Here is a 15,935-nt window from a genome sequence, read left to right as displayed (position 1 = left end):
AGCTGTTCAGCACAGCTTGTGCCAACCGTCGAGAAAACCTGGCAAAGCCTTGATCCAGAGCCGTGCAACACAGCGATGCCCAGGCAAGTGGTCGACTAAATGTGAGACGCAACCACGCAGTTCGACCCTTGAGTCTCAGCGGCATGAGACGCAGCGTCTCAATGCAGGCGTTGGTCAGGGTGCCCTTGTCCGTGGGCACACATGCGCGCTTAATGACGCGCATAACAACAAAGCTTGAGAACCGGAGGCTTTATGCTCGCCATGAACTCCAGGGAGCATGTCGACTGTGTCAGCCGCGTGGTCCGCAATGCCGAGCGCCTGCCCCAGGCGCCCGTGCCGTCGCTGATCTTCGATTCGTGGCGGCGGTCCATGGAGCAACACCGCCTGGACCCCGGCTCCCTGCAAGGTCCACGTATCCTCAGCGAACCCTTGCTCAAGGAATGCCGCGAGCGCGCCGAGCTGTTCATGCGCATCGCCGGCGAAGAAGTCGCACAGTTGCACCATCGCGTGCGCCATGCCGACTACTGCGTGATGCTCACCGACGCCCAGGGCCAGACCATCGATCACCGTGTCGATGCGAGCATTCGCACCGACTGCCGCAAGGCCGGCCTTTACCTGGGCACCTGCTGGTCGGAAGCCGAGGAAGGCACCTGCGGCGTGGCCACGGTGCTGACCAATAAAACGGCGGTAACGGTGCACAAGCGTGATCACTTTCGCGCAGCGTTTATCGGCCTGACGTGTTCGGCTGCGCCCATCTTCGACCCGCAGGGCCACCTGTTGGGTGTGCTGGATGTCTCGGCGCTCAAGTCGCCGGATGACCGCGGCAGCCAGCACCTGATAAGGCAGATGGTGGCGCAGAGCGCCCAGGCCATCGAAAACGCTTTTTTCATGCACAGCGCCCGGCAGCACTGGGTGTTACAAGCCCATAGCACTCCAGGCTTTGTCGACAGCCAACCCGACCTGCTGCTGGCCTGGGACCAGGACGGACGTCTGCACGCCTTGAACAGCAAGGCGCGTCAAGCCCTGCGCTTGCGCTTTGGCCAGCTGCCTGAGCATATCGGCGAAGTGTTCGATGTGGATGCATTGCGTGCAGCCACTGATCAGTCAACCCGGCAGTTGCACTGGCTGGGCAAGCCCGACGCGGTACACGTGAGGGTCAATGCACCCCGACGCCCCTCGGTTCGGGCGCTGCCAGAGACTCAAGTCGACCCGCGGATCCAGGAGCACCTGCGCTTGGCTGCGCGGGTCAAGGACCGCAACCTGCCCGTGCTGGTGCAAGGTGAAACCGGCGTCGGCAAAGAAGTCTTCGCCCGCCAGTTGCACGAGCACAGCGCGCGCCGGCACGGGCCGTTTGTGGCGGTGAACTGCGCGGCGATTCCGGAGAGCCTGATTGAAAGCGAGCTGTTCGGCTATTCGCCCGGCGCCTTCACCGGAGCCTCCAGCAAAGGCATGAGCGGGCTGCTACTGCAAGCCGAAGGCGGTACGTTGTTCCTCGACGAAATCGGCGATATGCCGTTGGCGTTGCAGACACGGTTGCTGCGGGTGCTGGCCGAGGGTGAAGTCGCGCCGTTGGGCGCAGCGAAAACCCGCGTGGTGAACATTCAGGTGATCTGCGCCAGCCACCGCGATTTGGCGGCGCTGGTCAGCGCGGGCCGATTCCGTGAAGACCTGTACTTTCGCCTGGGTTGTGCGCGCTTCTGCCTGCCGCCGTTGCGCGAACGCACCGATAAGCTGGCCCTGATCAATCGGCTGTTGGAGCAAGAGGCGCGTAACAGTGGCGTGTCGTTGGGCATCGGCCAGGCCACACTGCAATTGCTACTGGGTTATGCGTGGCCGGGCAATGTGCGGCAACTGCGGCATGTGCTGGCGTACGCCTGTGCGGTGTGCGAAGGCACTACGCTGCAAGTGGTGGATTTGCCGATTGAAATCCGGGGCGAGCAGCCTCAAGGGCTGGAAGAGCAAAGCGCCAGCCCCGAGCGTCAAATGGTTCTGGATGCGTTGATTCGCCATCGCTGGAAACCCTCGCCTGCGGCACAGGCCCTGGGGATTTCAAGGGCAACCCTGTACCGACGCGTGAACCAACTGGGTATTGATATGCCCGGCAAAACCCACTGATACAAGGGATCGACTCCCACGCAGGCGAGTCGACCACGCTGTCAGCGGTAGACCAGGCCACCGTCGATCAACGGCGCCTGCCCGGTCATATAGTCTGCGTCCGGGCCTGCCAGAAATGCCACAAACCCCGCCACATCCTCCGGCGTTTGCGCACGGCCCAAGGCAATCCCATCCACGTACTGCTTGTAGGTTGCCCCCACCTGCGCCCCGGTAATCTCGGCCATGCGCTTGTCGATCTCAACCCACATATCGGTGCCCACCACACCGGGGCAATAGGCGTTTACCGTGATCCCCGCGCTCGCCAGTTCCTTGGCCGCCGCCTGGGTCAAGGCGCGCACCGCGAATTTGCTCGCCGAGTAGACCCCTAACAGCGCAAAGCCTTCATGCCCTGCGATTGAACAAGCATTGATGATTTTGCCCTTGTGCTTGAGCGCCTTGAATTTGTTGGCGGCCGCCTGGATCCCCCACAGCACGCCCTTGACGTTGATATCCAGGGTGCGCTCGACCTGCTGCGGGCTGACATCGAGCAATGAGTCGATCTGCGCCACTCCGGCGTTATTGACGATGATGTCGAATCCGCCCAGCGTCTGGTGGGCATGCTCTACCGCAGCCGTCACCTGTTCGCGTCTGGATACATCAGCGATGAACACAGAGGCTTTGCGGCCGGTGGCGACGATTTCGGCGGCCACGGCGTTGAGCTTGGCGCCGTCAATGTCCACCAACGCGACATCGGCGCCGTCCTGTGCAAGGCGCATGGCAATAGCCCGGCCTATGCCCTGCCCGGCGCCGGTGACCAGCGCGACTTTACCTGCGATACCCATGACAATCTCCTGAAACGATGAGGGGAGCCTTGTCTATCGCAAGCCGGCGCCTGGCTGTCGAGCCGCAACAGGATCGGCATCGGAGCTGAGACGGGTTGTCTCGCCGTGCGAACCTTGCGCGAAAGCTTGTAAAAGGCCGCGCTTATGCCTAGCTTAGGCGCCCCCCGCCCAACGCTTTAAGGCCTTTACCCATGGTTTTGCGTTTTCGCCCCGTCGTCACTTCACGTTTCGCCCTCGGCCTGTTGCTCAGTGGCGGCATCGGCAGCAGCCTGGCCGCCGAGATCGAGTTGCCGACGGTAAAGGTTCAGGGCCAGGATGAGTCGGGCTACCGCAGTGAAACCGCGTCGGTGGGCGGCTTTGATGAAGCGCCGCTGTTGGACACCCCCGCCTCGATCACCGTGATCAACGCCGCGCTGATCAAGGACCAGCAGGCACGCTTGCTCAGTGAAGTGCTGCGCAACGATGCCTCAGTGGGCGACAGTTATGCGCCTATCGGTTATTACGAGAATTTCGTGGTGCGTGGCTTTTCGCTGAACGCGGCCAGCAGTTACAAGATCAATGGGCGCACCATCACCGGCGAGCAGAACGTCGCGCTGGAAAACAAGCAGCAGGTGGAAGTGCTCAAGGGCCTGGCCGGTTTGCAGAGCGGCATTTCCGAGCCCAGCGGGGTGATCAACTACGTGACCAAACGCCCCCAGGATGTGCGCTCGGTGACGGTGTCCACTGATGATCGTGGCAGTGGTTACATCGCCACCGATGTCGGCGGCTGGTTTGGCAGCGAGCAGCAGTTCGGCCTGCGCGCCAACGTCGCCCATGAAGACCTCAACTCCTATGTGGAACACGCCAACGGCCAGCGCGATTTCGTGTCCCTGGCCTTTGACTGGAACATCAGCCCCGACGCCGTGCTGCAACTGGACGCCGAATACCAGAACAAACAACAGCGCTCGGTACCGGGGTATCAACTGTTGGGCGGCACCGAAGTGCCCCACGGTGCTTCACCGAAGAAGCTGCTGGGGCACCAGACGGGCGGCAAGCAGGTGGGGATTGATTCGCTGAACCTCAACGGCAAGTTCGAGTACCGTTTCAGCGATCAGTGGAAAGGCAGTGTCAGCGCGGCGCGTAGCAAGGTGGTGATTGATGACTACAGCTCGTTTGCCTGGGGTTGCTATGGTTCGGCCAGTTGCAGTGCCGCCAGCGTGCCGAACTACTTCAGCCCCGAAGGCAATTACGACGTCTACGACTACCGCAGCCCGGACGACACTCGCCGCGACGACGAAATCCAGGCGGCCATGACCGGCCTCTTCGACACTGCCGGCATCGGCCATGAACTGACCTTTGGCAGCAGCGCGTTTCGCCGAGTGATCGACAAACGCAAGTCGGTCAACGAATTCATCGGCACCGCCAATATCAACGAAGAGGTGCCGAGCTTTCCCCCGACCGACAAGCCGTTGAACGACAGCCACCGCAACCTCGACAGCCGCCAGTACGGACTGTTCGTCACCGACCGCATCCGCTTCAACGAGCACTGGCAAACCATCCTCGGCGGCCGTGAAGTGCGCCTGGACGAAAAAGCCTTCGACAGCGTCACCGGCAACCAGACGCGCCACACCCAACAGTACGTGTTCCTGCCCCAGGCCTCGCTGATCTACAAGCCGGTGGACAACGTTTCGCTGTACACCAGCTACAGCAAGGGCCTGTCCCTGGGCGGCACCGCGCCGTGGTTCGCAAACAATGCGGATGAAACACTCGCCCCCACTGTCTCGCGCCAGCTCGAAGCCGGGGTGAAATACGACTGGCGCCGTATCAGCTTCGCCGCCGCCGTGTTCCAGACGCGCCAGGCTTACCAGTACGCCAAACCCGAAGGTGACACGTTCAACTACGTGCAGCAGGGCCAGCAAAAAAACACCGGCATTGAATTGTCCGCCAACGGCTGGGCCACCGACCGTCTGCAGATCGCCACCAGCGTGGCCGCGATCCGAGCGCGGGTGAGCGGCAGCGGCACGCCGGCGTACGAAGGCCATCAGGCGATCAACGTGCCCAAGCTGCGCGCCAGCGTGTACGCCGACTACGCCCTGCCCTGGGTCAACGGCCTGGCGGTATTGGGCGGCGTGCAATACAGCGCCAAGAAGTCCGCCAATCGCACCGGCAATGTGGAAGTGGGCGACTACGCGGTGGTCAACGTCGGTAGCCGCTACACCACCAAGGTCGATGGCTACGAGACCGTGTTTCGCCTGAGCGTCGATAACCTGTTCGACAAGCGCTACTGGCGCGACGCCGGCGAATACATGGGTGATGACTACCTGTTCCAGGGTGCACCGTTGACCGCGCGCCTGAGCGCGTCGGTCAACTTCTGAATAGCCGCGACGTGGCCAGCCACAACGCCGCCAAAGCGCACACCAACAGGCTCCAGCCAAGATCCTGGGACCAGGTCACCAAAGCCAGCCCGCCACCAATCACCAGGTAGTACAGCAAGCCAAACAGGGCGGCGGCGGTGCCAAGGCGGTCACGGTAATCGACCAGGGCCGCCCCCAGCACGTTGGGAATCGCCATGCCGAAGGCCAGCACCACCAACAGCATCGGCCACACCAACAGCCAACTGTGCTGCAGGGCCAACACCAACAGGCTCCCCACCACGGTCACCGTGGCGGCGACAACCACCAACCGCTCGCCGCTCCACCCATGCTTGAGCAAGGCTTTGTTCAGCCATGCACCCGAGCCGGAGCCCAGCGCCAGCAGCACACCGCTGTAACCAAACTCGGCGGTGGAACGCCCCTGCTGCGCGAAGATAAACGGCCCCACGCTGTAATAGCTGAACAGCGCAATATTGAACGCCGCGACCAACCCGACCGAGCGCCATACTCCGGCATCCTTGAGCATCAGGCCGAGCGTCTGGCCAAGGGCGGCGGTGGGCAGCGATGCCGGACGGGTCTCCGGTAAGGCCCACCAACACCAGCCCCATAACACCCCCGCGAGCATCAGCAACGTGCAGAGCACACCGCGGTAACCGAAAAACTCCACCAGGCTCGCACCGCTGAACAAGCCGACAGCAGGACTGGCGGCCAGCGCAACGCCCATCACGGAAAACACCTGGGCCAGTTCGGCACCGTGGAAACGGTCACGCAGCACTGTCTGCGTGACCACCGACCCCACGGCCGCACCCAATGCCGCGCAGGCCTGGGCCAGCAGCAAGGCGTTGAATGTCGTCGCAGTCAAGGCCAGCGCCGAAGCGCCCACATAGACTGCCAGCCCCATCAGCATCACCGGCCGCCGCCCCAAACGATCACTCAACCGGCCCCACACCACCACGCCCAGGGCGAAGGCGAGGAAATACACCGACAAGGTCTGCCCCGCTCGCTCGGGCGCGACATCAAAGGCCCGGCCGATATCGCCCAAGGCCGGGCTGTAAAGGGTCTGGGCCAACTGCGGGAACATCAGCAGGGCCATGGTCAGCGCCAGCAATTTTTTAAACGTCATCACAAGATCCCTCCATAAACACAACGGACGGATTCTAGGGCGCGCCAGCTGGGCTATTATCCAGACTTCGACACTTTATCCATCAAATCGGACAACCCATGGCCTGGCTTGCCGCTACCGCGTCTTTCAACCCCGATGTTTACTCAGCGCCCGTGATCGGCATCGCGGCGGTGTTGGGCAATCACGATTCGGGCCTGCATGTGCACCAGCGCGGGCAACTGCTGTTCACCCAGCAAGGTTGCACGCGCATCACCCTGGACAATCAACTGTGCCTGTTGCCACCTAGCCGCGCAGCCTGGATCCCCAGCGGCCTACCCCATCGTGCGGTGATGCAGCAGGCGGTGGACTATCGGTCGGTGTATGTGAGTGCGGCCCTGGCCGAGCAATTACCGGCCCAGGTGCGGGTGATCGAAGTGAGTGCCTTGCTCAGGGCAGTGCTGGAGCCCATGGCCCTGGCGCCGTTCGAGACTGATTGGCAGGCGGGTCGCTATGCCCATTTGTTGGGGCTGTGCCTGGATGAAATCCGCCACGCAGCCGCACAACCCATGCTGCTGCCGTTGCCACGGGACAAGCGCCTGGCGCCGCTGCTAGCCCAGCTCGACCGCCTGCCCCCCACGCTGCAGGACCTGGAACAGCACATTGGCGCCAGCACCAAGACCATCGGCCGGATTTTCCTCAAGGAAACCGGCCTGGGGTATCAGCAATGGCGCCAACAGTGGCGTCTGATGCGGGTGATCGAACTGCTCGCCACCGGGCGCAGCCTGGGCTACTGCGCCTTTGAACTGGGCTTTGCCAGCGACAGTGCACTGATCGCCTTTTTCAAAGGCATGACCGGCACCACGCCGCGCAGCTATTTCAAAGCCAACTGAAGGCCTTACTTGGGCATCTTGCGAAAACCCACCGCCAGGCGGTTCCAGCTGTTGATGGTGGCGATGGCGACGCTCAGGTCGACTTGTTCCTGGGGGCTGAATTGGGCGGCCAGTGCGTCGAAGTCTTCATCCGGGGCGTGGGTCTGGCTGAGCAGGGTCAGGCTTTCGGCCCAAGCCAGGGCGGCGCGCTCGCGCGGGGTGAAGAACGGGGTTTCACGCCAGGCCGACACGGTGTACAGGCGTCGCTCGGTTTCGCCGCCCTTGCGTGCATCGGCGGTGTGCATGTCCAGGCAGAACGCGCAGCCGTTGATCTGCGACACGCGCAGGCGCACCAGTTCCAGCAGTGGCAGTTCGATGGAGAGTTTGCCGACTGCCGCTTCCAGGGCGAGCATGGCTTTCATGGCGTCTGGGGAAGCGGTGTAGAAATCGGTACGGGTTTGCATGGTGTTGCTCCAGGACAGTGGGATTGGTGAGCAGGTTAGTCACCCCGGCGTCCTGGAGAAATAGCCAATCCGGGCGAAGAACAGGTGACCAATCTACAGGCCGCGGTTCCTCAGCCACTGGATGAAGCCCTTCTTCACCGGTACCACGGGTGCGTCTTCGGTCAGGGCCTGGGCAGCATGGCGGCGGAAGTCCAGCAGCGCCTTCATGGCTTCGCCGATATCATGCCGGGCGTCCAGGCACGGCTTGAGGTATTCGTTTTCGATGCGGTAGAGCGTGCAGTAGGTCTTGGCCGAAAAATCCGCCAGCGCCGCCTGGTCGGAGAGAATGCCGGACTCACCGATCACCTCCCCCGGGCCCATGCGCCCTGCCTCGAACGTGTGCCCGTCCTTGATCAACAGCACCGAGACCACGCCGGACTCGATGATGAACAGGTGATCGCTGACCTCCCCCGCCGCCAGGATCATCTCACCGGCGCGGTAGGTGTGCAGGGTCATGTTCTGGCTGAAGGTGTCTTTTTCTTCCTGGCGCAAGGTGGAGAAGATCGTCGAGCGCTCCAGCAAGGCGCGGGCGCCAGACACCGCAGGCGGCGTGCTGCCTTCGGTGGCGGACAACAGGCCCACGCCCGCCGCCTGCAAATGCCGGTAGGCCAGGTCGTAAAGCTGGTTGCGGGTTTCGCGCTTGAGGCCCATGGCCGGCACAAAACCGCTGATCTCATACTCCACGCCACTGCCGGTGGACGCCTTGAACGCGACGCTGGGCGCCGGTTGGGCCAGCAACGGCCGGCAGCCCTGCATCGCACGTTCCAGCGCTTCGATCACGGTTTGCGGGCGCGCATGTGGGCTCACTTGCAGGCTGACCGCCAGGCCGAACATGTCTGCCGGGCGCGAGAAGTTGATGATCTTGGCCTTGGCCGCCAGGGAGTTGGGGATCACCGCCAGGCTGCCCTGGGAGGTTTGCAGGCGCGTGGCGCGCCAGTCGATATCGGTGACACGGCCTTCGGTGCCGTCGATGGAGATCCAGTCATCGATCTGGTAAGGCTTGGTGGTATTGAGGACGATCCCGGAAAACACATCGCTCAGAGTGCTTTGCAAGGCCAGGCCGACGATGATCGCCACGGCGCCCGAGGTGGCCAGCACGCCCTTGACCGGCAGGTCGAGCACATAGGCCATGGCGGCGATGATCGCAATGAGGAAAATCACCGCGCCCATCAGGTCCTGCAACAAGCGCCCGGTATGGCCGACCCGCTGCATCATCACTGCGCCGAGCAATACCGTGAGGGTACGCGCCGCAAACAGCCACCAGCCGATCTGCAATGCCGTGGCGGCCAGGTGCAAGGTGGTGTCATCGGCATAGGGCGCCGCCTGCATAGGGTTCATGCCGTCGTTGAACAATACGGCACTGAACACCGCAAAGATCACTAGCCGCGCTGCGAGTTTCCAGTTGGCAAGGTTTGGGGAAATAAGGCGCCACACGGCGATGTCGATCAGGATCAACGCCACGGCGCACAGCATCGGGTGATCAGCGATAAATGAGGGCATCCAGGCGACTCCAGGGCGAATGCCGAGAAGATCGCATGAAATCAGAACCCTGGAAACAAAATGTGGGAGCTGGCTTGCCTGCGATGCACACACCGCGGTGTATCAGCTACACCATGATGATGCTATCGCAGGCAAGCCAGCTCCCACAGGGGGTGGCGGTGAACCGTCAGGCGTGCATCTGCCCGAATTTTCCCGACTGGAAGTCGGCAAATGCCTGGTGAATCTCCTGCTCGGTATTCATCACGAACGGACCGTGGCCGACGATGGGCTCGTCGATGGGTTCGCCGCTGAGCAGCAGCACCTTGGCGTCGTCGTTGGACTCCAGGGTCAGTTGCTTACCGTCGCGCTCGAACAGCGCCAACTGCCCCTGGCGTGCGACCTCCTCGCCGTTGATCAACAATGTGCCGCTGAGCACCACCAAAGCGGTGTTACGCCCGGCGTGCAGGTCCAGCGTGACCGCTTTACCGGCGTTGAGGCGCAAGTCCCACACGTCTATCGGCGTGAAGGTGCGGGCCGGGCCTTGAGTACCGGCAAATTCCCCGGCGATCAGGCGCAGGTGGCCAGCGTCGTTCGCCAATGGCAGCACCGGAATGTCGCCATCGACGATGGTCTGGTAACCGGCATCCGCCATTTTGTCCTTGGCCGGCAGGTTGACCCACAGTTGCACCATCTCCAGTGCGCCGCCGCGACGGGCGAAGTCTGTGGAGTGGAACTCCTCGTGAAGAATGCCCTTGGCCGCAGTCATCCATTGCACATCACCTGGGCCGATTTTGCCGCCGGCACCGGTGGAATCGCGGTGCTCGACTTCGCCGTCATAGACGATAGTCACGGTTTCAAAACCGCGATGCGGGTGCTGGCCGACGCCGCGACGTTGTTCAGTCGGGGCGAATTCGGCCGGACCTGCGTGATCCAGCAACAGGAATGGGCTGATGTGCTTGCCCATGGTGTCGTAGGAAAACAGCGTGCGTACCGGAAAGCCATCACCGACCCAGTGGGCGCGGGGGCTGGTGTAGATACCAATCAGCTTTTTCATGGTGTACCTCCAAAGTGAGTACACCTTAAATCGCCTCACCCTTGAGCACTAGCCGGTAAAAATGGCCCTGATCGTTCTATATATAGGACAGCGTTTTAACCTGGCGTTGGCGCAGCAGTTGAAAGGCAACCAGTGCCGACAGTGCAAGCCCGGCCTGGATAATGATCATCGGCGCGGCACTGCCATCGCGTAACTGGCTCAGCAGCAACCCGCTGCACGTGGCGCCGAACATCTGTGCAAATCCCATGAGCCCGGCGGCTAAACCCGCACGGTGCGCATTGGGCATCACGGCCCCGGTAACGGATCCCGGCAGCACCAGGCCGCCGCCGAGCGTGACCAGGGCGATGGGAATATCCAGCCCCACTACCGACAACCCGAACACTAGGTAAATCGCCAGGGCTGCCACCCCGCCCACCGCCACCATCGTCACACCCATCGCCACAATGCGCTGCGGCCCCAGGCGCTGAATGTTACGCCGGGTGTAGGTGGAGCCGACGATCAGCATCGACACAATCAGCCCGAAGTTGAGCCCGTACTCAAGGCTGCTGAACCCCAGCAGATTGATAAACACCGCCGATGAACCCGCGATCACCGCAAACATCGCGCCATAGGTACACGCCAGGGCCGCCGCGTAAGCACGGTACTGGCGCCCCTTGAGCAGATCCAGATACTGCCCGCCGAGGGTGCGCCAGTGTGCGGCCCTGGGATCGAGGTGATGATTGCTCTCGCGAAAGAACAGCAGCGCCAGCAATAACACCAGGCTGCCGATCACCAACGCCAGGGCGATGGGCGCACGCCACCCCAGTAATTTGATCAGCAAGCCCCCTGCTATCGGCGCAACGACGATGGCATACAACATGCCGATCATCGTCAGCGCCAGGGCCGGGCCTGCCTCGGCTTTCCACACATCGCGCACCACGGTGCGCGCTAGTACCAGCGCGGCGCACGCGCCCAGGCCTTGCAACACCCGAGCGGCGATAAACTGCTGGATGTCGGTGGCCAGCAGCATCGCCAGCGTCGCCACTACGTAGAGCGCCAGGCCCCCGATCAAGACTGGCCGCCGGCCGATGCGATCCGACAGCGGCCCGAACAGTAGCTGCCCCAGGCCAAACGCAGCAACGAACGCCGACAGCGCCATCAGTGCCGAGCCTTGCGGCGCCTGCAGCGCGTGCTCGATGGCACCCAGGCCGGGGATGATCAGTTGCGTCGAGACTTCACCCAATGCGGTGAGGGCAACCAGCAAGAACAGCAAGCTGCGTGAGGGTGCCGGGGCGTTTGCCATGGGGAATATCCGGGGGCTGGATTAATTTATATTTCGACCATAATATGAGCAAAAAATTATGTCCATAATTTTTTGCCCTATGGTCACCCTGGAGTTCGTCATGCCCCCTCTCCCCCTGCGCCTTCTCACGCCCCTGGCTCTGCTGGTGGTCCTCAGTGGTTGTAACAGCAAGGCCGACAGCGCCGCCCAGGCGCCCACATCGCGCCCGGTGCTGGCCGTCAAAGTCGAAGCAGCCGGCACCCAGCAAAGCGCTTATACCGGCGTGGTGGCGGCACGCACTGAAAGTGACCTGGGCTTTCGGGTCAGCGGCAAGGTGATCGAGCGCAAGGTCGACCCCGGCCAGCACGTCTCCCGTGGTGACACCCTGTTGGTGCTGGACATCGGCGACTTCGAACTGGCGCTGCGCTCGGCCAAGAACCGCGTCAACGCCGCCCAGGCCCAACTGCGCCAGCGCCGTGATGATGAAAACCGTTACCAGCGCCTGGCCAGTACCGGCGCGGTGTCGCGGCAGATCTTCGACCAGTCGGCCACCAACCTGCGCGTCGCCCAGGCCGAACTGGCCGCGGCGCAATCGGACGCCAGCCAGATCGAAAACCGTCGCACTTATTCGGTCCTCAAGGCCGATGGCGACGGCATCATCACCGACGTACTGGCCGATCGCGGCCAAGTGGTGGCCGAAGGGCAAATCGTGGCGCGCCTGGCCCATGACGGCGCCCGCGAAGCCATCGTCAACCTGCCGGAGAACCGGCGTGACCTGGCCGCGCAAAAAGCCCTGGCGCTTCCCTTTGGCGCAGCGGACCAGGCCGTGACCGCCACCCTGCGCGAACTGTCCGCCAGCGCCGACCCGGTCACCCGCACCTACCGCGCACGTTATGTGCTGCAGGGTCCGGTCGAGCGGTTCGCCCTCGGCTCCACCATCACCGTACGCCTGCAAGGCAATGGCCAGCCCCTGCAAACCCGCGTGCCGATTGGCGCCTTGCAGGATGCGGGGCAAGGCACGGGCGTCTGGCTGATTGGCGATGACCAAAAGATCAGCTTCGCACCAGTGAAGGTCGCCAGCCTCGGCCAGGAAGACGCCTTGCTCGACAGCGGCGTAACACCCGGCCAAACCATCGTCGCCCTCGGCGCTCACCTGCTGCACAGCGGCGACACGGTGCGCTTGCTGCCCGCCCAGGCGCTGGCCCTCAACCGTCAGCAGGATCAATGAGTATGCGCGGGATCAACCTCTCCGAACTGGCCGTCAAACACCGCGCCGTCACCCTGTTTTTGCTGATTGCGATCCTCGTCGCCGGGGTCTTCGCGTTCGGCAAGCTGGGGCGCGCCGAAGACCCTTCGTTTACCGTCAAGGTCATGACCATCACCGCCGCCTGGCCCGGCGCCACCGCCCAGGAGATGCAGGAGCAAGTGGCCGACCGCCTGGAAAAACGCCTACAGGAACTGGACTACTACGACCGCGTCGAGACCATCGCCCAGCCAGGCTTTGTGTCGATGCGCATGACCTTCCTGGAGTCCACACGCCCGAGCGAAATCCAGGAACTGTTCTACCAGACCCGCAAAAAACTCAGCGACGAAGCCACGCGCCTGCCCAAGGGCGTGATCGGGCCGTTTTTCAACGATGAATATTCCGACGTGTACTTTGCGTTGTACGCCCTGGAAGCCGAACACCTGCCCCATCGCCAACAAGTGCAAATGGCCGAGGAGCTGCGCCAGGGTTTGCTCAACCTGCCAGGGGTGAAAAAGGTCAATATCCTTGGCGAACAGGCCCAACGCGTGTTTGTGGAGTTTTCCTATGAGCGCCTGGCAACCCTGGGCATCAAGCCCGAACAGATCTTCGCCGCCCTCGCCGCACAAAACGCCGTGGCGCCCTCAGGCTTCGTCGAAACGGCGGGCGCCCGCGCTTATATCCGCATCGACGGCGCGTTCGACAGCCTGGCCTTGATCGAGAACGTGCCCCTGCAAGTCAATGGCCGCGTATTGCGCATCGCCGATGTGGCCACCGTGAGCCGCGGTTATGAAGACCCGCCCAGTTATCGCATCCGCCATCAGGGCGACCCGGCGTTGATGCTGGGCGTGATCATGGAGAAGCACTGGAACGGCCTGGAATTGGACAAGAGCCTGCAAGCCGAAGAAGCGCGGATTCAGGCCGACCTGCCCTTGGGCGTGAATTTCGCCAAGGTCTCCGACCAGGCGAAAAACATCAGCCTGGCAGTCAATGAATTCATGCTCAAATTCTTCGTCGCCCTGGCGGTGGTGATGCTGATCAGCCTATTGGCCCTGGGCTTTCGCGTGGGGCTGGTGGTGGCGGCGGCCGTGCCGCTGACGCTGTCGATCGTGTTCGTGATCATGCTGGTCACGGGCCGCGAATTCGACCGCGTGACCCTCGGGGCATTGATCATCTCCCTGGGCCTGTTGGTGGACGACGCGATCATTGCCATCGAGATGATGGTGGTCAAACTCGAAGAAGGCTTTGACCGCATCCACGCGGCCACCTACGCCTGGAGCTCCACGGCGGCGCCGATGCTGACCGGCACCCTGGTCACCATCATCGGCTTTCTGCCGGTTGGGTTTGCGCGCTCCGGGGCGGGTGAATACGCCGGCAATATCTTCTGGATCGTGGGTTTCGCGCTGATTTCATCCTGGCTGGTGGCCGTGGTGTTCACGCCCTACCTGGGCGTGAAGTTGTTGCCGCAGATCAAGCCAGTGCCCGGCGGGCATGATGCGATTTATGCCGGGCGCTACTACCAGAAACTGCGCAGCCTGGTGGAGGCTTGCGTGCGCGGGCGCTGGCTGGTGACCGGGCTGGTGGTGGCCGCGTTCGTGGTGTGCGGCCTGGGTATGGCGGTGGTGAAGAAACAGTTCTTCCCGGACTCCGACCGCTCGGAACTGATTCTGGAAGTGTATATGCCACCCGGCAGCGCCTTCAAAAGCACCGAAGCCGTGGCGGCGCAGGTGGAGAAGGCGCTGTTGCAAGAGCCGCAGACCAGTATGGTCGACACCTATGTGGGGGGCGGTGCACCGCGGTTTTTCCTGTCGTTGAACCCTGAAATGCCCGACCCGGCGTTTGCCAAATTGATTGTGCAAACCCCGGATTCCCACGCCCGCGACGCACTGAAACTGCGGATGCGCGAGCGCATTGCAGCAGGCGAATTTTCGTCGGCGCGGGTACGGGTCACGCAGCTCGTCTTCGGACCGCCGGTGCCGTTCCCGGTGGTGTTCCGCGTCTCCGGGCCGGACCTGAATGTGCTGCGCGGGCTGTCTGAAGACGTGCGTCAGGTTGTGGCTGGCAACACGCTGACCAGGGACACCTTCCTCGAATGGGGCGAACGTGCCAGCGGTTATCGCCTGGTGCTGGACCAGGATCGCTTGCGCTTGCTGGGTTTTACCCCCGACGAGGTCAAGTCCCAACTCAACGCCCTGCTCAGCGGCAACCCGATCACCGAAGTGCGCGAAGGCAACCGCACCGTCTCAGTGGTGGCCCGCGCCCAAGGCAGCCAACGCGAAGACCTGGCCAACCTCAACAACATGACGCTGACCAACAGCGCCGGTACGTCGGTGCCGCTGGCCCAGGTCGGGCATTTCCAGGCGGTAATGGAAGAGCCGATCCTCAAGCGCCGCGACCGCGCCACCACCGTGGAAGTGCGCGCCGACATCATCGACGGCGTACAACCGCCCGATGTGGAAATGGCCGTGTACAAAGACCTGCAGCCACTGATCGCCAAACTGCCCAGCGGGTACAAAATCGACATCGGCGGCCCGGTTGAGGAAAGCGCCAAGGCCAACGTCGCCCTGGCGGCGCTGTTCCCGATCATGATCCTGCTGACCCTCACGGTGATCATGTTCCAGGTGCGCTCGTTCGGCGTGATGTTCATGGTGTTCGCTACCGCGCCTTTGGGCCTGATTGGCGCAGTGCCGACCTTGTTGCTGTTCAACCAGCCGTTCGGCTTCAACGCAATTCTTGGGCTGATCGGCATCGGCGGCATTCTGATGCGCAACACGCTGATCTTCACCGACCAAATCCGCCAGAACCAGGATCACGGCATGGCGATTCGCGAGGCCATCATCGAAGCCACGGTGCGGCGTGCGCGGCCGGTGATCCTTACCGCACTGGCGGCGGCGTTGGCGTTTATTCCACTGACACTGTCGGTGTTCTGGTCGTCGCTGGCCTATGTGCTGATTGGCGGCGTATTGGTGGGTACGGTGTTGACGCTGTTGTTTTTGCCCGCACTGTGCAGTCTGGTGCTGCGCGATAAGGTTACTGAAACGTCCCACGTAACTGCCGGATAAGCTCTACTCCCCTCCTCTTTCAACCGCTGCAAAGTCCCTCGCCTGATCAAACAGTGCGAGGGATTGCAGATGGTG

At 62.7% G+C, this 15,935-nt stretch carries 11 protein-coding genes; 5 read left to right on the top strand and 6 right to left on the bottom strand.

Going from position 1 to position 15,935, the window contains the following annotated elements; all coding sequences use genetic code 11:
- The first annotated feature begins 252 nt into the window (after positions 1-252).
- Positions 253-2,115, top strand: coding sequence for a sigma-54-dependent Fis family transcriptional regulator (locus AC4PS6_RS17245; RefSeq protein WP_032903530.1), 1,863 nt, complete (start codon positions 253-255; stop codon positions 2,113-2,115).
- 41 nt (positions 2,116-2,156) lie between these two features.
- Here AC4PS6_RS17245 and AC4PS6_RS17240 read toward each other — a convergent pair whose 3' ends face one another.
- A complete protein-coding gene (locus AC4PS6_RS17240; protein WP_003190660.1) occupies positions 2,157-2,936 on the bottom strand; it encodes an acetoin reductase in 780 nt (259 codons plus the stop codon).
- 191 nt (positions 2,937-3,127) lie between these two features.
- Between AC4PS6_RS17240 and AC4PS6_RS17235 the strand changes: the two genes are divergently transcribed.
- Complete coding sequence (locus tag AC4PS6_RS17235) at positions 3,128-5,290, top strand: TonB-dependent siderophore receptor (protein ID WP_198833804.1); 2,163 nt, start codon at positions 3,128-3,130, stop codon at positions 5,288-5,290.
- Here AC4PS6_RS17235 and AC4PS6_RS17230 read toward each other — a convergent pair.
- On the bottom strand, positions 5,280-6,410 hold the full coding sequence (locus AC4PS6_RS17230) for an MFS transporter (RefSeq protein ID WP_336827503.1): 1,131 nt from the start codon (positions 6,408-6,410) through the stop codon (positions 5,280-5,282). The two genes, AC4PS6_RS17235 and AC4PS6_RS17230, sit on opposite strands and share 11 nt — an antisense overlap.
- A 98-nt stretch (positions 6,411-6,508) precedes the next feature.
- Between AC4PS6_RS17230 and AC4PS6_RS17225 the strand changes: the two genes are divergently transcribed.
- Positions 6,509-7,279 (top strand): AraC family transcriptional regulator, encoded by a 771-nt coding sequence (locus AC4PS6_RS17225; protein ID WP_038449861.1) that lies wholly within the window; start codon positions 6,509-6,511, stop codon positions 7,277-7,279.
- Between the two features lie 5 nt (positions 7,280-7,284).
- On the opposite strand, the gene AC4PS6_RS17220 is transcribed toward AC4PS6_RS17225, so the two are convergent.
- The 4 genes from AC4PS6_RS17220 to AC4PS6_RS17205 all read right to left on the bottom strand — a co-directional run bounded on the left by AC4PS6_RS17220 (position 7,285) and on the right by AC4PS6_RS17205 (position 11,576).
- Complete coding sequence (locus AC4PS6_RS17220; protein ID WP_003190655.1) at positions 7,285-7,722, bottom strand: carboxymuconolactone decarboxylase family protein; 438 nt, start codon at positions 7,720-7,722, stop codon at positions 7,285-7,287.
- Positions 7,723-7,815: 93 nt separating this feature from the next.
- Entirely contained in the window at positions 7,816-9,261 is a 1,446-nt protein-coding gene (locus AC4PS6_RS17215) for a mechanosensitive ion channel family protein (protein ID WP_014718127.1), read from the bottom strand.
- A 166-nt stretch (positions 9,262-9,427) separates the two neighbouring features.
- Positions 9,428-10,294 carry a pirin family protein gene (locus AC4PS6_RS17210; RefSeq protein ID WP_336827502.1) on the bottom strand — a complete coding sequence of 289 codons (867 nt, stop codon included), beginning with the start codon at positions 10,292-10,294 and terminating at the stop codon, positions 9,428-9,430.
- Positions 10,295-10,370: 76 nt separating this feature from the next.
- Positions 10,371-11,576, bottom strand: coding sequence for a multidrug effflux MFS transporter (locus AC4PS6_RS17205; RefSeq protein WP_336827501.1), 1,206 nt, complete (start codon positions 11,574-11,576; stop codon positions 10,371-10,373).
- Between the two features lie 100 nt (positions 11,577-11,676).
- Between AC4PS6_RS17205 and AC4PS6_RS17200 the strand changes: the two genes are divergently transcribed.
- A complete protein-coding gene (locus AC4PS6_RS17200; protein ID WP_014718124.1) occupies positions 11,677-12,783 on the top strand; it encodes an efflux RND transporter periplasmic adaptor subunit in 1,107 nt (368 codons plus the stop codon).
- A gap of 2 nt (positions 12,784-12,785) precedes the next feature.
- Positions 12,786-15,860, top strand: a complete 3,075-nt coding sequence (locus tag AC4PS6_RS17195) for an efflux RND transporter permease subunit (protein WP_019817345.1) — start codon at positions 12,786-12,788, stop codon at positions 15,858-15,860.
- Positions 15,861-15,935 lie beyond the last annotated feature (75 nt).

The organism is Pseudomonas sp. DW-iso17, assembly GCF_058725345.1.
Note: the sequence above shows the minus strand (reverse complement) of the source record. Positions and strands in the feature narration are given on the sequence as shown.